Source organism: Propionicimonas sp. T2.31MG-18 (genome assembly GCF_964266745.1).
Taxonomy (GTDB): domain Bacteria; phylum Actinomycetota; class Actinomycetes; order Propionibacteriales; family Propionibacteriaceae; genus Propionicimonas.
Window position 1 is genome coordinate 291,257 of sequence record NZ_CAXWGX010000026.1, and the last position, 18,809, is coordinate 310,065.

Below are 18,809 nucleotides of genomic sequence, written 5' to 3' on the forward strand. Positions count from 1 at the left end.
GGCGCGCCCCCACGCCCGCGACCCACGCCCTAGGGTGGGATCGTCCCGGCGGACGTCGCCGGGCGATGCGCCCGGGGGTGGGGGTGGACGAGGAGCTGCACACGCGCCGGTTGCTGCTGCGGCGGTTCCGGGCGTCCGACGGACCGGCCCTGCACGACTACCTGTCGCGCCCGGAGGCCGTCCGCTTCGAGCCCTATCCGGTGCAGGGTGCCGACGACTGCGCGCTCCTGGCGTCCCAGCGGGCCGCGGACCCGGACTTCTGGGCTGTCTGCCTGGCCGGCGGCCCCCTGGTGGGCAACCTCTGGCTCCACCGTGACGAGCCGGCATCCTGGCTGACCTGGGAGCTGGGCTACGTGTTCCACCCCGGGCACTGGGGGAACGGCTACGCGTCCGAGGCGGCGTCCGCCCTGCTCACCACGTGTTTCGGCGCGTGGGGAGCGCACCGGGTGCACGCGGAGTGCGATCCGCGCAACACCGCGTCCTGGCGGTTGCTCGAGCGGCTGGGGTTCCGCAGGGAGGGCCACCTGCGCGCCAACGCCAGCTTCGCCACCGCGCCCGACGGCGCCCCGGAGTGGCAGGACACGTACCTCTACGCCGTCCTGGCCGGCGAGTGGGCCGCGCCCGCCGAGCAGGACGCGCGCGCAGGCATCGGCGAACCTGCGCCCGACAAGCCGTGATCCGGGTCTACCCTGATCCGGTACATCGAAACAGGGGGGTCCAGGGTGGTGCATCCCTACCTGCGTGAGCCGGAGTTCCTCACGCAGCTGAAGGACGGCACGGTCAAGCAGCTCAACCCGTTCAGCGGGACGGAGGTGTGGACGGTCGCCGGGCGCGGCAACCGTCCCCTCGGCGTCGTGCTGCCGGACCCGGTGCCGATCGACCCGGCACAGCACGGCCGCCACTGCGCGTTCTGCGAGGGACGCTACCTCGACACGCCGCCGGAGAAGTCACGGGTGGTGCGGCTTCCCGACGGTTCGTGGGAGACGCGCTACCGCGTCGCCGCGGAGGACCTCGAGTCGACCGTGGCCGAGTTCCGGCGCATCCCCAACCTGTTCGAGATCCTCTCCTACGACTACTGGCACGCGAACTACGGCTACGAACTGCCGGCGCGCGTCCGTGACCGCAAGTCCGCCTACCTGGCCTCCCCGGCAGGTAGGCAGCACGTCCTCGCCGTCGTGCGCAGCAAGCTCCGGGCCGGTGGACGCAGCGACGCCGCCATCGACGCGATGGGCGAGGACGGCCAGCTCGAGGCGGCGTCCGGCTTCTTCGGAGGTGGGCACGACGTGATCGTCGCCCGGCGCCACTTCGTCGACGGCGCCACGGACAACACCCAGCTGTGCGCCTCGGGCACGCTGACGCCGGAGGAGCACTCCCAGTTCATGGCGTTCACCGCGGAATCGGTGGCCGCGCTGTTCGACCTGAACCGGTACGCCCGCTATGTCGCGGTCTTCCAGAACTGGCTGCGTCCGGCGGGGGCGTCGTTCGACCACCTGCACAAGCAGCTCGTGGCGATCGACGAGCGCGGCGTGCAGCACGAGCTGGCGATGGAGCGGCTGCGCGGCAACCCCAACATCTACAACGAGTACGGGCTCAACTACGCCAGCTACAAGAACCTGGTGATCGCGGAGAACGACCACGCGGTGGCGTTCGCCGGTTTCGGCCACCGCTACCCCACGATCGAGGTGTACTCGAAGTCGGAGGCGTGCGACCCGTGGAACCACACCCCGGAGGAGATGCGGGGGATGTCCGACATGGTGCATGCCATGCACGCAGCCACCGGGGTGGCGGTGCCCTGCAACGAGGAGTGGCACTACCGTCCGGTCGACACCGACCTGGCGATGCCGTGGCGGGTCATGCTGAAGTGGCGCACCTCGACCATCGCCGGCTTCGAGGGCGCGACGAAGATCTACCTGAACACGATCGACCCCTACGGGTTGCGCGATCGGGTGGTGCCGCAGCTGTTCGCCCTGCGCGACGCGCGCGCGATCGCCGACATGCGCATCGCCACCGAGTGCCCCTGCCGGCCCAACTCGTTGCGGTACCGGGCCAACCGCTCCTGAAGAACCCCGAAGGAGGAGCCCGGACCCGGCCCAGGCAGGGGGAGATCCCGGGACGTGCGCGGTGTCGGAGCCGGTGGTTAAGGTGGCCGGGTGCCTGTGATCGAAGCCCGCGAACTCACCAAGACCTACGGCGAGTTGAGGGCCGTGGATGCGATCTCCTTCGAGGTGAGCCCCGGGGAGTCCTTCGGCCTGCTCGGGCCGAACGGCGCCGGCAAGTCCACGACGATGCGGATGATCGGCGGCACCAGCCTGCGTTCGTCCGGGACGCTGCTGGTGAACGGCCTCGATCCCGAGGTCAACGGGCCGGAGGTGCGAGCGAGCCTCGGCGTCGTGCCGCAGCAGGACAACCTCGACAACGAGCTGCGCACCCGCGACAACCTGATCATGTACGGGCGCTACTTCGGCCTGCCGTACCGGTACCTGCGCCCGCGTGCCGATGAACTGCTCGAGTTCGCCCAGCTCACCGAGAAGGCCGGGGAGAAGGTCGACAACCTCTCCGGCGGCATGAAGCGACGCCTCACCATCGCCCGGGCACTGGTGAACGAGCCGCGGATCCTGCTGCTCGACGAGCCCACCACCGGCCTCGACCCGCAGGCCCGCCACATCCTGTGGGACCGCCTGTTCCGGCTCAAGGAGCAGGGCGTGACGCTGATCGTCACCACGCACTTCATGGACGAGGCCGAGCAGCTCTGCGACCGGCTGGTGGTGATGGACCACGGGAGGATCGTGGCCGAGGGCAGCCCGGCCGACCTGATCCGCCGCTTCTCCACCCGCGAGGTGCTGGAGGTGCGGTTCGGATCCGACCGCAACGCCGCCCTCGTCGACCGCCTCCGGGCCTTCGCCGACCGCATCGAGCCGCTGCCCGACCGCGTCCTGCTCTACACCGACGACGGGGAGCGCGCCCTGGAGGCCGTCCGCCACGCCGGGCTCACGCCGCTCACCTCGCTGGTGCGGCGCTCGTCGCTGGAGGACGTGTTCCTCCGGCTCACCGGACGGAGCCTCATTGACTGACTCCCGGGGCTCCTCCCTCACTCCTCGTCAGGACTCCCCGCTCCGCGGCCGCGGCCGGCCGCGGGGGGTGTCGTCCGAGCTCGTCGACTCCAACGACCTGGCCTACACCGGCCGGGCGATCGGTGCCGGACGCCAGGCGGCGCTCGTGCGGCGGTGGGGGTGGTGGTTCCAGGCCGAGTGGCGGCTGGCCTCCATGAAGGCCTACTGGACGACCGTTGTCGGCTACGCCGGGCTCACGCCGCTGCTCTACGTGGTGGCCATGGGGGTGGGCCTGGGCACGCTCGTCGACGGCGCGTCCGGTGGCATCGGCGGGGTGCCGTACCTGACCTTCGTCGCACCCGGACTGCTGGTGAGCACCGTGGTGATGTCGGCAGGCAACGAGTTCATGTGGCCGGTGCTGGACGGTTTCAAGTGGGGCAAGCTGTACTTCGCGCGGGGCACGTCGCCGGCGACGCCGGGCCAGGTGGCCGCGGGCGAACTGGTGGCCGTCGGCATCCGGATGGCGGCAGAGGCGACGCTGTTCTGGCTGGTGCTCGTCCTGCTCGGCGCGACCGATCCCGCGTGGTCGTGGCTGATGATTCCGATCGCGACCCTCGGCGGCATGGCCCTCGGCGCCCCGATCATGGCGTTCTCCGCCACCCGCGAGGAGGAGGGCTTCGAGTTCTCGATGATCCAGCGGTTCGTGCTCATGCCGATGTTCCTGTTCGCCGGCACGTTCTACCCGTTGGAGACGATGCCGGCCTACCTGCAGTGGATCGGCTGGATCTCGCCGATGTGGCACGGCACCCAGCTGTCGCGGGCGGTGAGCTTCGGGCTGCCGCTGGGCGGTGCGGAGGTTGCGCTCCACGTCGGCTTCCTCGTGGCGCTGCTGGCCGTGGGCGCGACGCTCGCGGTGCGCAACTTCCGCAGGAGGCTGACCCGATGAGCGTCTCCACCAGGGTGGCCGCCCCGAGGGCGGTGCGGGGCTGGCTCGCCGCCAACTCCTCGGGGAACGTCGGAGCGGTGATCGAGCGCGGGTTCGCGGTGATCCGCAACCAGAACTGGGTGATCATGGTGTCCGGCTTCTTCGAGCCGGTGTTCTACCTGCTCAGCATGGGCATCGGCCTGGGCGGACTGATCGGCACGGTGGCCGGTCCTGGCGGGCGTCCGATCTCGTACGCGGCGTTCATCGCGCCGGCGCTGCTCGCGTCCTCTGCGATGAACGGGGCGCTGTACGACTCCACCTGGAACGTGTTCTTCAAGCTGCGGTTCGCCAAGCTCTACCAGGGCATGCTGGCCACCTCGCTCGGGCCCCTCGACGTGGCGGCGGGGGAGATCTTCATGGCACTGTTCCGGGGCTTCCTCTACGCCGTCGGCTTCACCGGGGTGATCGCGGTCCTTGGCCTGGCGACGTCGTGGTGGGCACTGGCGATGATCCCGGTCGCGCTCCTGATCGCCCTCGGGTTCGCGGCCCTCGGTATGGCGGTGACCAGCTACTTCACGACCTTCCAGCAGATGGACTGGATCAACATCGTGCTGCTGCCGATGTTCCTGTTCTCGTCGACCCTGTTCCCGATCAGCGTCTTCCCCGAGGCCGTGCAGTGGTTCGTCATGGCGATGCCGCTGTGGCACGGAGTGGAGTTGATGAGGCAACTTTCGGTCGGCCACTTCGAGGCCAGCACCGCCGTGCACCTGAGCTACTTCCTGGTGATGTCCGTGCTGGGCGTCGCGTTCACGACCCGGCGGCTGCGCTCGCTGTTCCTGCGCTGAGGACCACGCGCCGGGCCTGCTCGCCGGCGTCCACCCGGAACGGGGCGGACGCGGTGGGAGCGGCGGCCGGTGACACGGCGTACTCCCCGCGGAAGCCGCGGACGCCCAGCCGTCCGTCCGCGTCGGTGCGGGCCGGCGTGGGCGCGACCCACCACTGGCCCTTGAGCAGGTCCCGCAGCGCGTGGAAGGAGGGCTTCGCTGTGCCGTCCGCCCGGACCAGCCCGATTGGGGCGCCGAGCCATGCGCCGCGGTCGGTGATGCCCCAGTAGGTGACCGCCTCGACCGCCGGATGGGAGAGCAGGCTGCGGTAGTGGCGCACCAGCTCGTCGGCCTGGCGGGCCTCGCCCTCGGGCGTGCTGGGCCAGGAGTCGACGACGTGGTCGTTCAGGTCGACGATGTGCGCGGGCATGAGCTCGCCGGAGACCAGCGAACTCTCGGTGAAGTGCAGCGGCAGCCCGTACCGGGCGAACCGCTCCACGATGCCGAGCACCTCCTCCTCGCCGCGGTAGCCCTGGTGCATGTGGGTCTGGAGCCCGATGGCGTCGATCGGCACCCCGGCCTCGAGCAGCCCCTCGATGAGGCACTCGTAGGCGCTGGAGAGGTCGAAGTCGTTGATGAGCAGGGTGGCCGCCGGGTTGGCGGCGCGGGCCTCCTCGAAGGCCAGCCGGACGGCGGCGAAGCGTCCCCGGGCACGGGAGAAGCGGGTGACGGCGTTGTCCTCGGCGGTGAACACCGGCAGGATCACCACCTCGTTGATCGCGTCCCAGGTGTCGACGAGGCCACGGAAGTCACCGACCTCCCGCCGGACGCGCTCACGCAGGCGGCGCTCCACCTCGGCCACGGGCCGGTCGAGCAGCCACCGTGGCGCGAGGGTGTGCCAGACGAGCGGGTGGCCCTTGAGCCGGACGCCGTGCCCGGCGAACCAGCGGGCGGCTGCCTGCAACTCCGCCGTGCGCGGCGCGCCGGGGGTGGGCTCGAAGTCCCGCCAGTAGAACGGCAGCGTGGCGGTGTTGAACAGCTCCAGCCACTGTCGGGCGAGCTCGTCGTCACCGTCGGACGGATGACCGTTGGCGAGATCGACCAGGTCGAAGCCGATGTTGCCGAAGGCGAAGTCGTGGCGGCGCTGCGCCACGATGACGTCGGCGCCGCAGAGAGGGCGACCCTCCCCGTCCACGACCTGCACGACGGCCTGCCCCACCAGGTGGGCCGGGGTGGTGTCCGGCGCGCTGACCTGCTGCACGTTGAAGACCCGTCAGGCCCGGCTCGGGCCCTCCCACAGGTTGATGCCGCCGTCGGTGGCGTAGCCGTCGATCTCGGCCAGCTCCTTCTTGCTGAACGCCAGGCCGCGGAGCGCGTCCAGGCTGTTCTCGAGCTGGGCGACGCTGGAGGCGCCGATCAGCGCGGAGCTGACGCGCTTGTCCCGCAGCACCCAGGCGATGGCCAGTTGCGCGAGCGTCTGTCCGCGGCCCTTGGCGAACTCGTTCAGCGCCCGGATGTGGGCGAGGTTCACCTCGTTGAGCCAGTGCGTCGAGAAGGACTTGTTCTGTGCGGCCCGGGAGCCCTCCGGGATGCCGTCGAGGTACTTGTCGGTGAGCATGCCCTGGGCGAGCGGCGAGAACGCGATGCACCCCAGCCCGGTCTCGTCGAGCGCGTCCAGCAGGTCACCCTCGATCCAGCGGTTGAGCATCGAGTAGGAGGGCTGGTGGATCACGAGTGGCGTCCCCAGGTCGCGGGCGATGGCGACCGCCTCCCGCGTCCGTGCCCCGGAGTAGGAGGAGATGCCGACGTACAGCGCCCGCCCGGACCGGACGGCGGTGTCCAGCGCCAGCATGGTCTCCTCCAGCGGCGTGCTGGGGTCGTAGTGGTGGTGGTAGAAGAGGTCCACGTAGTCGAGGCCCATCCGCTCCAGCGACTGGTCGAGGGATGCCAGCAGGTACTTGCGGGACCCGAGGTCGCCGTACGGGCCGGGCCACATGTCCCAGCCTGCCTTGGTGGAGATGATCAGCTCGTCGCGGTAGGGACGGAAGTCCTCGCGGAAGTGGCGGCCGAAGTTCGTCTCCGCGGCGCCGTAGGGCGGGCCGTAGTTGTTGGCCAGGTCGAAGTGTGTGACGCCGAGCTCGAACGCCCTTCGCAGGGTCGCGCGCTGCGTGGCGAACGGGACGTCGTCGCCGAAGTTGTGCCACAGGCCCAGCGAGATGGCCGGCAGCCTGAGGCCGCTGCGGCCGACCTGGCGGTACGGCATGCGCCCGTCGTAGCGCTCGGGATCGGGACGGTAGGTGTCGAGGATCGGCATTGATCTGGCCTTTCTTGGTCCTCCCTGATCCTAGGCCTCCGGGAGGCGCGTTGCGTCCGCTCGTTCGCGCCGGTGCGCCGTCCCTTCCCTCCTCCTCGAGGGCCAGCCTTGTGGCCGAGGGCCACGACGCCGGTGCTGGCCCTCGGCGTCAACGCTGGCCCTCGCGCGTGGGGGCTGGCCCTCGCGGGGGGCGGGTGCCCGTGTGGGGCGGTGGCCCGTGGGGGAGGCTGGCCCTCGGTGGGCGTCTTGATGGGAGACGGGGGGCCGGGTGGACGGGGGCGCCTCAGCACTCGATGACGTTGAGGGCGAGGCCGCCGCGGGCGGTCTCCTTGTACTTCACGCTCATGTCGGCGCCGGTCTGGCGCATCGTCTTCAGCACCGAGTCGAGGCTGACGATGTGACGGCCGTCGCCGCGCAGTGCCGTCCGGGCGGCGGTGACCGCCTTCACCGCCGCGATCGCGTTCCGCTCGATGCACGGGATCTGGACGAGCCCGCCCACCGGGTCGCAGGTGAGTCCGAGGTTGTGCTCCATGCCGATCTCCGCGGCGTTCTCGACCTGACCCGGCGTCCCGCCCAGGACGGACGCCATGCCGCCGGCGGCCATGGAGCAGGCGGCCCCGATCTCTCCCTGGCAGCCGACCTCGGCGCCACTGATCGACGCGAGCTCCTTGATCACGACGCCGATGGCGCCGGCGGTGAGCAGGAAGCGGACGACCCCCTCGTCGCTCGCCCCGTGCACGAAGCGGCGGTAGTACATCAGCAGAGCCGGTACTACGCCGGCCGCACCGTTGGTCGGTGCGGTCACCACGCGCCCCCCGGCCGCGTTCTCCTCGTTCACCGCCAGGGCGTAGAGGGTGATCCAGTCCATGCCGCGTAGCGGGTCGCCGGTGTCGGTCTCCACCTGGAGGCGGTGCAGCAGCTCGGGCGCCCGCCGTCGCACCTTCAGCCCGCCGGGCAGCACCCCCTCGGTGGTCATGCCGTGGTGGATGCACTCCTGCATCACGTCCCACACGTGCAGCAGGCCGGCGTCGATCTCCGCGTCCGTGCGCCAGGACCGCTCGTTCTCGCGCATCAGCCGCGCCACCGAGAAACCTGTCGCCGCGCAGTGCGCGAGGAGTTCCTCCCCGCTCCGGAACCGGTAGGGCAGCGCCGTCGCGTCGGCGACGATCCGGCCCGGACCGGTCTCGGACTCGTCGAGCACGAACCCGCCGCCCACCGAGTAGTAGGTCCGCTGCGCCAGCTCGGCGCCCGCGGCGTCGCGCGCGGTGAACAGCATCCCGTTGGAGTGGACGGGCAGCGTGCGGCGCCGGTGGAGCACCAGATCCTCTTCGGGGTCGAAGGCGATCGTGGGGCCGCCGGCGAGGGTGAGGAACCGGGTGTCGCGGACCGCGTCCACGAGCGGGCGGACGGACGGCGGGTCGACCGTCTCCGGGTCCTCGCCCATCAGCCCGAGGACGACCGCCGCCACGCTACCGTGGCCGTGCCCGGTGGCCCCGAGTGAGCCGAAGAGCTCCACCCGCACCGAGCCGACCCGCTCGAGGTGCCCGCCGTCGGCGAGGGCGGCCACGAACCGCCGCGCGGCCTTCATCGGCCCGACGGTGTGCGAGGAGGACGGTCCGATGCCGACCCGGAACAGATCGAAGACGCTCAGCGCCATGCTCCGACCCTAGTCCCCGTCCGGCGCCGGCGCCCGCAGCCCCGGAGCACCCGTCCCGGGCCTCCCGCGCGCACCGGCCACAATGGGTGCATGACCCGCTACGCGATCGATGCCGGCACCGCGCTGCGCCTGGTGGGCGACGGCGCCCGGGCCCCCGAGGACCACCAGTTGGTGGGCCCGTCCCGGCTGCGCTCCGACGTCATGGTGAGGCTCTACGCGATGGTGCGCTCCGGCGAACTGGACGACGCCGTGGCCCGGGTGCTGCTGGACCGGCTCGCCTCGTTGCGGATCCGCCTGCTGGGTGACCGGGTCTCCCGCGCGGTGGCGTGGACGATCGCCCGCGACCACGGCTGGGACGACCCCGGCCCGGCCGAGTACCTGGCCGTGGCGAGGCTCCAGGCCGATCGCCTGGTGACGACGGACGCGACGCTCGCTGCCGCTGCGGACGTCCCCGTCGCGCCGATCGAAGAGCTCTACGGGCCGCCGGGGGAGTCCGGCGGGGGAACGGGGAACTGATGGAGATCCTGATCGCCCTGGTGATGGTCGGGGCTGCGGTCGGCGTGCTCGTCGCCGCGCGCCGGGCCGACCGGGACGAGGTGTTCGCCGGGCTGACCCCGGGACTGCTGCCGGCCCCGGGGCAGGAGGTCGAGCGGCGGCCGTTGGAGGGCGCGGGACCGCCGGTCGCGGTGCGCTTCGAGCCGCCAGCGGGCCTGCGCCCGGCCGAGGCCGGCGTCGTCGTGGACTCCCGGTACGACCCGGTCGAGCTCTCGGCCACCCTGATCGACCTCGCCACGAGGGGCTGGCTGGTGCTGCACCCCGTGCCGGGTGCGGCCACGCCCGCGGGCCCCACTCCGCCGTCGGACTGGGAACTCCACCGCGTCGAGCCCGCGCCGGACGAGCCGCTGGGTGCCACCGAGCGGGCCGTGCTGGACGCGGTCTTCGCCGACGGCCCCCGGACCACCCTGGCGCGGGTGCGCGCCGACCACCGGCTCGGCGCGGCCATGGCCGTGCTGGAGGCCGACGTCGAGCGGCGCGGCTGGTTCCGCGAGCGGGGCTGGCCGGCGATGGTGCGCCCGGCGGGCGCGGTCGTGGTGCTGCTCGGTGGCTGGCTCTGGGTGACCGGCGGCCCGGTCGCCGGACTCGCCACCGTTGCCGCCGGCGCGCTGCTGCTGTTCGCACCTCGTCGACAGGGCCGCCCGCTCACGGCGGAGGGGTCCGCCGCACGCACGCAGGCGCTCGGCTTCCGGCAGTACCTCGCCACGGCGGAGGCCGACCAGCTCCGCTTCGAGGCCGGCATCGACCGGTTCAGCCGCTACCTGCCGTGGGCGATGGTGTTCGGCGTCGTCGACCACTGGCGCCAGGTCTTCGCGGACGCGCTGCGCGCCGATCCCGACGCGCTCGCCGGCCTGCCCGCCTTCGGCTGGCTGGCGGTGGACGATGTGCTGACCACCGTCCTGCTGCTCGACCTGCTCGACGGCGGGCTGTTCGACAGCCTGGCCGGTGACTTCGGCGGTCTCGACGGCTTCGACGGCGCCGCCCTGGACGCAGCGGACGCGTCCGTCGCCGACGGCGGGGACGGCTCCGGCTGGGGCGGCTTCGACGGGTGGGGCGACGGCGGCGGCTTCGGCGACGGCGGCGGGTTCGACTTCGGCGACTAGGGACGCGGGCGTCGAGGGCGCGGCGGTCGACGTCGGGCCCGCGGCGGCGAGGACGGGGCCGGCCAGAGCCCGACGTCCTCCTCGCGGTGCTGCGCGGATCGTCCCCGCGGACGACCCGGTCCGCCGACAGGGAGGACGCGCGGGGCCCCGTCCGGTTCCTAGCGTGGCACCGTGACCATCTCTGCTCCGACCCTGCCCGACCAGATTGCCGCGGCGACCGACCTGACCAAGACCTACGGCGCGGGTGAGGCCGCCGTGCACGCCCTCGACGGCGTGACCGTCGGCTTCGAACGCGGCTCGTTCACCGCCATCATGGGACCGTCCGGCTCCGGCAAGTCCACCCTCATGCACTGCCTGGCCGGGCTCGACCGGCCGACCTCGGGCGATGTCGAGCTGGGCGGGAGGACGATCACCCGCCTCACCGAGCGCGAGCTGACCGCGGTGCGCCGCGACCACGTCGGCTTCGTCTTCCAGGCGTTCAACCTGCTGCCCACCCTCACGGCGGAGCAGAACATCGTGCTGCCGCTCGACCTCGCCGGACGCCGTCCCGACGCCGGCCTGCTGGCCGAGCTGGTCTCGTCCCTGGGGCTCGAGCGCCGCCTGCGGCACCTGCCGTCCCAGCTCTCCGGGGGCCAGCAGCAGCGCGTGGCCATCGCCCGGGCGCTGATCTCGCGTCCCGCCGTCGTGTTCGCCGACGAGCCGACCGGCGCCCTCGACTCCACGTCCAGCCACCAGTTGCTGGAATACCTGCGCCACACCAGCCAGGCGTATGCGCAGACGATCGTGATGGTCACCCACGACCCGAACGCCGCGGCGTACGCCGACCGCACGCTGTTGCTCAGCGACGGCCGGATCGTCGACGACCTCGTCGCGCCGACGGCCGACACGGTGCTGGCCGCGATGAAGCGGCTGGGGTCCTGATGCTGCGCCAGGCATGGTCGGAGGTGCGCCACCACCCGGGCCGGTTCCTCTCCACGATCCTCGCGATCGCGATCTCGGTGGCGTTCCTCAGCGGATCCGCCGTCCTCGTCGCCACCGAGGGACGGGCCCAGGGCAAGGCCATGAACGTGTCGATGGCCGTGGCCGACGTCGTGGTCAGCGTCCCCCGGGACACCGCGGTGGCCGGCGTCGGCGACGTGATCGCCGCCACCGCGGGCGTGGCCGCGTTCGCCCCCGTGCTCAGCGAGTCGGAGGTCGTGAGCTCCGGCGTGGTCTCGCAGGCCCTGCAACTGGTGAACGTCCCACCCGCGGAACTGCGCTGGGCGAACCTCACCGCAGGGCGCTGGCCGACGGCCGCAGACGAGGTCGCCCTCAGCGGTGGTGCTGCGGGCGCACTCGGCGTCGTGGTCGGTGGGCCGCTCACCCTCGAGGGCCGCGACCAGACGGTGAGGGTGGTGGGCATCACCGACGAGCCGAGCGGGCTGTTCGTCAAGACCGGCTACGCCGCGGACGCGCGCTTCGCGCAGGCCGGCGCGACGGCGGAGACGGCGTCCACCTGGGTGGTCCGGGCCGCCCAGGGGGTGGACGCGGACACCCTGTCCGGGCGCCTCGACGGTGCGCTGAAGACGCTCTCCCCCGCACTCTCCGCGAAGCCGGCCGCCGGCGTCCGCGCCGAGGCGGTGGCGAAGCTCGCCAAGGACTTCGACGTGTTCGCCAACGTGCTGTGGGCCTTCGCCGTGGTGTCGCTGGTGGTCGGCATGATCACGATCGCGAACACGTTCTCGATCACGCTCGCGCAGCGTCGCCGCCAGATCGGGCTGCTGCGGGCCGTCGGGGCCTCCGGTGGCCAGGTGCGCCGCCGGTTCGGGTTCGAGGCGGTGCTGCTGGGCGTCGCCGGTTCCGTGCTCGGCCTCGGCCTCGGCATCGGGATCGCCGTCGCGGAGACCGCCTGGAGCACGGCCCTGTTCTGGGGGCTCAGCCTGCCGGCGGGGCAGCTCGCCCTCGCGGTGGGACTCGGCATCCTGGCCACCGTCGTGGCGGCGTCCGTGCCGATCCTGCGGGGCGCGCGGGTGGCGCCGCTGGAGGCGCTCCAGCCGGTGCTCACCGGTGAGGAGCGGCGGCGGGCGTCCGTGGCACGGGCGGTGGTGTGCGGCCTGCTCCTCCTGGCCGGCCTCGGGCTGGCCGCGCTGTCGGTGGCCGCGCCCAACCCCAACGCGCTGCTCATCGCCATCGGCGCGGGGGCGCTGATCTCGGTCGGCGTGCTCTTCGGCGGTCCCCTCTTCGTCCCGTCGCTGCTGTCCGCGTCCGGGCGCCTCTTCCGCCGGACGGGGACGGTGCCGCGGCTGGCTGCGGGCAACGCCGAGCGGAACCCGCGGCGGGCGACCGCGACGGCCACGGCCCTGATGCTGGCGGTGGGGCTGATGGTCACCCTGCAGGTCGCGACGGCGAGCGTCCGGCTGACCGTCCTCGATCAGCTCGCGCAGCACTACCCGGTGGACCTCCAGGTCTCCTGGGGCGACGCGGACGGCGGCGTCGGCGCGATCCCGCACGACGTGGCCGCCCGGCTGGACCGCGTCCCCGGCGTGGAAGGGAGCGTGCGCCTGGCCGCGGCCACCGGCTCGGTGGGCGAGCACCCGCTCACCCTGCTGGGCTGGGACGCGCGGATCCCGGACGTGACCGGGGTCGACGACCGGGTCGGCGACGACCGCGTGCTGGTGAGCCCCTACCTCGCCGAGGACCTGCCGGCCACCGTCACCGTGAAGGGCCCCACCGGCCCGGTAGAGCTCACCGTGGTGGCCTCCCAGCTGACCGGCTACGAGCAGGCCATGGTCAGCGCGGCGACCCTCTCGCGGCTCTCGGCGCCGATGGCGGGTGCGGTGATGTGGCTGTCGGTCCCCGACCGCGGACGGGCCGTCGACGTCATGGTCGCGGTGAACCGGATCGTCGGCTCCGGCGACCGGCTCAGCGGGTCGGTGGTCGAGGCGGCACTGTACGAGCAGGTGATGGACCTGCTCCTCGCGATCACCACCGGGCTCCTTGCCGTGGCCGTGCTGATCGCCCTGATCGGCGTGAGCAACACCCTCAGCCTGTCGGTGATGGAGCGCACGCGGGAGTCGGCGCTGCTGCGCGCGCTCGGGCTCCAGGCCCGCTCGCTGCGGGTCATGCTGCTGATCGAGGCGCTGCAGGTCGCCGTCGTCGGGATCGTCGTCGGTGTCGTGGCGGGCGCAGGGTTCGGCTGGCTCGCGGTGACGGCCCTCGGCCGCAGCGGCGGGTTCGACACGGTGCGCTTCGCCGTCGACGTGCCGACGACGGCGGGCATGGTCGGGGTGGCGGTGCTGGCCGCGGCGCTGGCGTCCGTCCTGCCCGGACGGCGGGCAGCGACCGCGGCACCCACGGAGGCGCTGGCCGACATCTGAACGGCCTAGCATGACGGCCATGACCCTCCTCCCGTCCGGCACGGCACTGCGGGGACGATTCGTCCACCTCGCCCCCGTGGTGGCGGACGACCTGCCGGCACTGGCCCGGATCCTCGCCGAGCCTGCCGTCTACGCGTCCGGGTTCGTGATGTGGGGACGTCCCCAGGGCCCGGCCGCCGCGCTCGAACTCGCCCGACGGTTGTACCTCGACCCGCCGGCCCCCGACGGGGACGGGCGCGGGCGCGTCGCGTACGCCGTCCGGCTGGCCGGGACCTCCGCGCTCGGGGACGCCGGTGAGGTGGTGGGGACCACGTCCCTCGGCGAGGCCCTCCTCGCCCACGAGCGGCTGCACCTGGGCTGGACCCTCTACCACCCCCGCGTCTGGGGAGGAGTGGTGAACCCCGAGGCCAAGTACCTGTTGCTGCGGTACTGCTTCGAGGACCTCGGCTTCGGCCGGGTGAAGCTCCAGACCGACGCGCTGAACACCCGCTCGGCGGCCGCCATCGAACGGCTCGGCGCGCAGCGCGAGGGCGTGCTGCGGCGCCACACGCGCCGAGAGGACGGCAGCTTCCGCGACACTGTGGTGTTCAGCGTGGTGGCCGACGACTGGCCACGCGTCCGCGACGGCCTGCTCGCGCGCCTGCCGGCGCGGTGATCCTCAGCTGGAGAAGAACAGCCCGGACAGTCCGCCGCGACGGTAGCGGTGCCCACCGTGCGTGCCCCAGGACGGCCCGTAGCCGGGCTGCGGAGGCGGCTGGGCGGCGAAGCGGCTCTCCAGCTGGGTGAGGTGCTCGAGCTCGCCGAAGTCGAGGAACACGCCCCGGCAGCCGGTGCACTGTTCGAGGTGGATGCCGTTGCGCTCGTAGGTGCGCATCGAAGCGCCGCACTTGGGGCAGGTCATCGCGCCGGCCCCACCGTAGGGCTCGTAGCGTTGCGGGTCCATCGGTTGGGTCATGCCCTCAAGAGTGCATGCGCCGGCAAGCCGCCAGCAGTTCTTCGGCTGTGCCGTCGCTGTGCGGCGTCCGCAGCGCCTGGATGGTGGCCACCACCACGGCGGCCCGCGACGGCAGGTCCAGGGTCGGCCACGGGTCGCCGTCCGGCGGGACGGCGGGCCCGCCGGCCTCGCGGTAGGCGTCCAGGAAGGTCATCCACGCGTCGTCGTCGAGCAGCCCTGCGGCCCAGAAGCCGGCCGGCCGGGCGAGGTCCCAGGCAGGGTCGCCGACGCCGAAGTCGTCGACGTCCAGCAGTTTCCAGCTGCGGCGCAGCGGGGTGTGGCCGAGCTGGCCGAGGTGGAAGTCGCCGTGGGCGAGGGTCACCTGGCGCGGCGTCTCCAGGCGCGCGGCGAGGCTGTCGCCGAGGTCGGCGAGCCAGGCGAGGTCTGCGCGTCCGCTCTGGCGGAGGTAGGCGACGCCCCTGGCGAGCCGCGAGTGCCCGCCCAGGCGGGGGAGCTCGTCCGTCTGGGGCATCCGGTGCAGCCGGGCGAGCAGCTGGCCGATCTCGAGCCAGGGCGGACGGTCGATCGTCGACAGCACGGTGACCCGCGGCCAGATGGTGGCCAGGCGGTCCCCTGGCGCCGGGATCGCCGCGTAGCGCAGCGGCTGGATCCAGAGCCTGTCCATGTCCGGGGCGCCGATGCCGCGCAGGCGCAGCGCGAGCCGTCCCGGGTGCGTGCCCGCGCCGTGCAGCTTCACGATCACGCCCGCGCAGATGAACACCTGGGAGTGTTCCGGCGCCAGCGGACGGGTGGGCAGGCCGCGGGTGACCAGCGGGACGACCGGGGTGCTCTCGACGACGCGCGGGTCCTGCGTGGCCGCGATGCCGCGGACCCAGGCCTCGAGGTCGGTGGGGAGCGTCGGCATGGCTGTCGGCGTCCTCCGTCCTGCGACACTCCCGGTGCGGCCCGGCCGAGCCTACCGCCCGGGCCGCCTCGCCGCGGGTCAGGCGGCCTCGGCGACCTCCGCGGCGACGTGGGTGCGCGAGCGCAGCCGGCGGACGTCGGCGAAGGACAGCGCGAACAGGGTGGTCACGATGCTCACCACCCCGGTTCCGATGAGCGCGACGTGCGGGCCGAACACGGCGGCCGCGGGGCCGGCCAGCAGCAGGCCGAGGGGCCCCAGCATCAGCGAGCCGAGGGCGTCGTAGGACGCGACGCGCGACAGCGACTCGGCGGGGACCTCGTGCTGCATGGTGGTCATCCACAGGACCCCGAACAGGTCGAACCCGACGCCCATGAGGAACATCGCGACCATCACCACCCACAGCGGGGCACTGAACCCCAGCAGCAACTGGGGTGCCGCCGCGGTGAACGTGAGCAGGGTGGCGACGAGGATCGGCCGGCGCGGGCGCCACACCATCGCGATCACGACGCCGACGATCGCGCCGACAGCCTCGCTGGCGAGGACGGCCGTCCAGCCGCGGGCCCCGCCGAGCTCCGCCTGCGCCACGACCGGGCCGAGCACTCCCTGGGACGCCTGGAGCACCATCAGCAGGACGGCCCACTGGATGACGCACACGAACAGCCACTGCCGGCTGCGGAACTCGCTCCAGCCGTCCCTCAGCTGGCGAAGGGGGTTCTCCTCGGGCTGGGCGAGCGACCCTCCGCGGGGCAGGAACCCCGACAGCACGGCGGAGACGAGGTAGAGCGTGCCGGCGCCGACCATCGCCCAGCCGCCGCCGAGCCACACGACGACCGCTCCGCTGGCCACCAGGCCCACGAACCGGGCGGCGCTGGCCCCCATCGAGAGCCACGCGTTCCCCTGCTGGAGCAGGTGGGGCGGCACGAGGTCGGGGATGATCCCGCTGAGCGCCGGGTAGACGGTCGCGCCGGCGAGGCCGGCGAACGCCGCGGCCAGGCACAGCAGCCACAGCGGGGTGTGGCCGCTGAGCATCATGATCCCGATGGACGCCCACGCGGCCGCGGCCACGATCTGCCCCCAGCGCAGGACGAGCGCGCGGGGGTAGCGATCGGCGATCACGCCGCCGACCAGCATGAACGCGACGAGCGGGATGGTCTGGGCCGCGAGGACGATCGAGAGGGTTCCGGCGTCGGCGCCGGGCATCGCGAGCACGCCGAACGCGAGGGCGACGGGGGCGAACGCCATGCCGAGCATCGAGACCGTGCGCGCGGCCAGCAGCACCATGAAGGGCGGGTCGGCGAGCAGTTCTCTGGTCTGGAGCGAGGCGGGCATGAGGAGTTCCTGGCGGGCAGTGGGCAGCCTTCGATGATCGCACCGCCCGTCCGTGTCGCGCAACTCGCGCCGAAGCACGCTGCGACCGGGGCGCGTCCCCCCGGTTCGAGGGCCAGCCTTCCGAGGTAGGGGCCAGCCTTGTGGCCGAGGGCTCGTCCCCTGGTGCTGGCGCTCGGCGTCAAGGCTGGCCCTCGTCGGGTGGGGTGGGGGACGGTGGCGAGGCGTCCGCCCGGGCCCGCGCACCGGGACCGTGCTCCACGCCGCTCCCGCGGTGCGTCCCCGTGAGTGAGGGCCAGCCTTCTGGCCGAGGGCTCGTCCCCTGGTGCTGGCCCTCGACGTGAAGGCTGGCCCTCGAGGACGGGGTCTGGCCCTCGAGGACGGGGGCTGGCCTTCGAGGACGGGGGCTGGCCGTCGAACCGGGGGCTGGCCGTCCAACCGGGACGCTGGCCCTCGGGCGGGCGGCGGTCGCTCGACGCGTGATCCCCGGTGGGGGTGGACGCGACACCCGCGCGGCGGTTCGATGGAGCCATGCTGATCGTGCACGTGTCCGTCCATGTCCTGCCCGAGGCGGTGGAGGCGTTCATCGACGCCACCCGGGCCAATGCGCACGCGTCCCGACTCGAACCGGGCGTCGTCCGCTTCGACGTGGTGCAGTCGCTGGACGACCCGACGCGGTTCGCGCTCGTCGAGGCGTACCGCGACGACGCCGCGGCGGCGGCCCACAAGGAGACCGCGCACTACGCCACCTGGCGCGACACCGTGGCCCCGATGATGGCCGAACCGCGCACGTCCCAGCGCTTCGCGGACGTCGACTACCCGGGCTGAGGGACGCGGCCGGAGCGGTCGCTGGCGCCGGCGGCCCACGATCTGAAATAGTCAAGCTCGGAGTTGCGAAATAGGGCGTTCCCGGAAGATAGTTAGGTGAGGCTCACCTAACATCGAGGAGACGGACGTGCTGGGCAACTTCCTGATCGGGTTGCGCGAGGGGCTCGAGGCGAGCCTGGTCGTCAGCATCCTCATCGCCTACCTCGTGAAGACCGGACGCCGTCACCTGCTGCCCAAGGTCTGGGCCGGCGTCGGCCTCGCCGTGGCCATCTCGCTCCTGTTCGGGGCGCTGCTCACCTTCGGTCCGAAGGGCCTGAGCTTCAGCGCCCAGGAGTTCATCGGCGGGACGCTGTCGATCGCGGCGGTGGGGCTGGTCACCTGGATGATCTTCTGGATGGCCGGGGCAGCCCGCACCATCGCCTCCGACCTGCGCCGTCAGGTGGACGCAGCGGAGGGCTCGGCGTGGTCGCTGCCGCTGATCGCGGCCCTGGCCGTCGGGCGCGAAGGCCTGGAGACCGCGCTGTTCGTGTGGGCGGCCACCAAGTCTGCCGCCGCCGAGGGCGGGACGACCGCCGGCCCGCTGCTCGGCGCGCTCGCCGGACTGCTCGTCGCGATCGCGCTGGGCTACGCGCTCTATGCCGGCGCGGTCCGCATCAACCTCGGACGCTTCTTCGCGATCACGGGCGGCTTCCTGATCCTGGTCGCGGCCGGCGTGCTCGCCTACGGGGTCCACGACCTCCAGGAGGCCGGCTTCCTGCCCGGGCTGAACAACCTGGCCTACGACGTCTCCGCTGCGGTGCCGCCCGGCGGCCTGCTGGGCACGATCCTCAAGGGGATCTTCAACTTCTCTCCCGCGGCCACCGTGCTCGAGGTGGTCGTCTGGGTCACCTATGTGGGCATCGTCGGGACGCTGTTCCTGCGCAAGGTCCGCACCAAGGCACCGGCCCCGGCGCCGGCAGCCGAGTCCGTCGTCGCGTCCGCCTGACCGGACCCGTTCCTTACCCGAAAGGCA

At 72.7% G+C, this 18,809-nt stretch carries 17 protein-coding genes and 1 pseudogene; 12 read left to right on the plus strand and 6 right to left on the minus strand.

Going from position 1 to position 18,809, the window contains the following annotated elements:
- Nucleotides 1-65 precede the first annotated feature (65 nt).
- The 5 genes from ACFQQJ_RS11960 (at nucleotide 66) to ACFQQJ_RS11980 (ending at nucleotide 4,820) form a co-directional block, all read left to right on the plus strand.
- On the plus strand, nucleotides 66-677 hold the full coding sequence (locus ACFQQJ_RS11960; RefSeq protein WP_377106757.1) for a GNAT family N-acetyltransferase: 612 nt from the start codon (nucleotides 66-68) through the stop codon (nucleotides 675-677).
- A gap of 45 nt (nucleotides 678-722) precedes the next feature.
- Nucleotides 723-2,060, plus strand: a complete 1,338-nt coding sequence (locus ACFQQJ_RS11965) for a DUF4921 family protein (protein WP_377106758.1) — start codon at nucleotides 723-725, stop codon at nucleotides 2,058-2,060.
- Between the two features lie 90 nt (nucleotides 2,061-2,150).
- Nucleotides 2,151-3,071, plus strand: coding sequence for an ABC transporter ATP-binding protein (locus ACFQQJ_RS11970; RefSeq protein WP_377106759.1), 921 nt, complete (start codon nucleotides 2,151-2,153; stop codon nucleotides 3,069-3,071).
- The gene (locus ACFQQJ_RS11975) at nucleotides 3,064-3,996 is read left to right on the plus strand and encodes an ABC transporter permease (RefSeq protein WP_377106760.1); all 933 of its coding nucleotides are present in this window, start codon (nucleotides 3,064-3,066) and stop codon (nucleotides 3,994-3,996) included. Before ACFQQJ_RS11970 ends, ACFQQJ_RS11975 begins: the two co-directional genes overlap by 8 nt.
- Nucleotides 3,993-4,820, plus strand: coding sequence for an ABC transporter permease (locus tag ACFQQJ_RS11980; protein ID WP_377106761.1), 828 nt, complete (start codon nucleotides 3,993-3,995; stop codon nucleotides 4,818-4,820). Before ACFQQJ_RS11975 ends, ACFQQJ_RS11980 begins: the two co-directional genes overlap by 4 nt.
- Here the strand turns inward: ACFQQJ_RS11980 and ACFQQJ_RS11985 are convergent.
- The 3 genes from ACFQQJ_RS11985 to ACFQQJ_RS11995 all read right to left on the minus strand — a co-directional run bounded on the left by ACFQQJ_RS11985 (nucleotide 4,783) and on the right by ACFQQJ_RS11995 (nucleotide 8,770).
- Nucleotides 4,783-6,060 (minus strand): endo-1,4-beta-xylanase, encoded by a 1,278-nt coding sequence (locus ACFQQJ_RS11985; protein ID WP_377106762.1) that lies wholly within the window; start codon nucleotides 6,058-6,060, stop codon nucleotides 4,783-4,785. The genes ACFQQJ_RS11980 and ACFQQJ_RS11985 overlap by 38 nt on opposite strands.
- A 12-nt stretch (nucleotides 6,061-6,072) precedes the next feature.
- Entirely contained in the window at nucleotides 6,073-7,113 is a 1,041-nt protein-coding gene (gene mgrA / locus ACFQQJ_RS11990) for an L-glyceraldehyde 3-phosphate reductase (protein ID WP_377106763.1), read from the minus strand.
- 283 nt (nucleotides 7,114-7,396) lie between these two features.
- On the minus strand, nucleotides 7,397-8,770 hold the full coding sequence (locus tag ACFQQJ_RS11995) for an L-serine ammonia-lyase (RefSeq protein WP_377106764.1): 1,374 nt from the start codon (nucleotides 8,768-8,770) through the stop codon (nucleotides 7,397-7,399).
- Nucleotides 8,771-8,860: 90 nt separating this feature from the next.
- On the opposite strand from ACFQQJ_RS11995, the gene ACFQQJ_RS12000 reads away from it, so the two are divergent.
- The 5 genes and pseudogenes from ACFQQJ_RS12000 (at nucleotide 8,861) to ACFQQJ_RS12020 (ending at nucleotide 14,439) form a co-directional block, all read left to right on the plus strand.
- Nucleotides 8,861-9,286 carry a hypothetical protein gene (locus tag ACFQQJ_RS12000; RefSeq protein ID WP_377106766.1) on the plus strand — a complete coding sequence of 142 codons (426 nt, stop codon included), beginning with the start codon at nucleotides 8,861-8,863 and terminating at the stop codon, nucleotides 9,284-9,286.
- Nucleotides 9,286-10,428 (plus strand): DUF2207 domain-containing protein, encoded by a 1,143-nt coding sequence (locus ACFQQJ_RS12005; protein ID WP_377106767.1) that lies wholly within the window; start codon nucleotides 9,286-9,288, stop codon nucleotides 10,426-10,428. The genes ACFQQJ_RS12000 and ACFQQJ_RS12005 overlap by 1 nt, the downstream gene beginning before the upstream one ends.
- Nucleotides 10,429-10,635: 207 nt before the next feature.
- Nucleotides 10,636-11,349, plus strand: a pseudogene (locus tag ACFQQJ_RS12010) (ABC transporter ATP-binding protein); the annotation flags it as partial.
- On the plus strand, nucleotides 11,349-13,784 hold the full coding sequence (locus ACFQQJ_RS12015) for an FtsX-like permease family protein (RefSeq protein ID WP_377106769.1): 2,436 nt from the start codon (nucleotides 11,349-11,351) through the stop codon (nucleotides 13,782-13,784). The pseudogene ACFQQJ_RS12010 and the gene ACFQQJ_RS12015, both read left to right, overlap by 1 nt.
- 19 nt (nucleotides 13,785-13,803) lie before the next feature.
- Entirely contained in the window at nucleotides 13,804-14,439 is a 636-nt protein-coding gene (locus tag ACFQQJ_RS12020; protein WP_377106770.1) for a GNAT family N-acetyltransferase, read from the plus strand.
- Between the two features lie 3 nt (nucleotides 14,440-14,442).
- On the opposite strand, the gene ACFQQJ_RS12025 is transcribed toward ACFQQJ_RS12020, so the two are convergent.
- The 3 genes from ACFQQJ_RS12025 to ACFQQJ_RS12035 form a co-directional block, all read right to left on the minus strand.
- On the minus strand, nucleotides 14,443-14,739 hold the full coding sequence (locus ACFQQJ_RS12025) for a zf-TFIIB domain-containing protein (protein WP_377106772.1): 297 nt from the start codon (nucleotides 14,737-14,739) through the stop codon (nucleotides 14,443-14,445).
- Between the two features lie 4 nt (nucleotides 14,740-14,743).
- Complete coding sequence (locus ACFQQJ_RS12030) at nucleotides 14,744-15,643, minus strand: phosphotransferase family protein (protein WP_377106774.1); 900 nt, start codon at nucleotides 15,641-15,643, stop codon at nucleotides 14,744-14,746.
- Nucleotides 15,644-15,721: 78 nt separating this feature from the next.
- Complete coding sequence (locus tag ACFQQJ_RS12035) at nucleotides 15,722-16,972, minus strand: MFS transporter (protein ID WP_377106775.1); 1,251 nt, start codon at nucleotides 16,970-16,972, stop codon at nucleotides 15,722-15,724.
- Nucleotides 16,973-17,500: 528 nt separating this feature from the next.
- Between ACFQQJ_RS12035 and ACFQQJ_RS12040 the strand changes: the two genes are divergently transcribed.
- Nucleotides 17,501-17,797 carry a putative quinol monooxygenase gene (locus ACFQQJ_RS12040; protein ID WP_377106776.1) on the plus strand — a complete coding sequence of 99 codons (297 nt, stop codon included), beginning with the start codon at nucleotides 17,501-17,503 and terminating at the stop codon, nucleotides 17,795-17,797.
- A 127-nt stretch (nucleotides 17,798-17,924) separates the two neighbouring features.
- On the plus strand, nucleotides 17,925-18,782 hold the full coding sequence (gene efeU, locus ACFQQJ_RS12045) for an iron uptake transporter permease EfeU (RefSeq protein ID WP_377106778.1): 858 nt from the start codon (nucleotides 17,925-17,927) through the stop codon (nucleotides 18,780-18,782).
- Nucleotides 18,783-18,809: the final 27 nt, after the last annotated feature.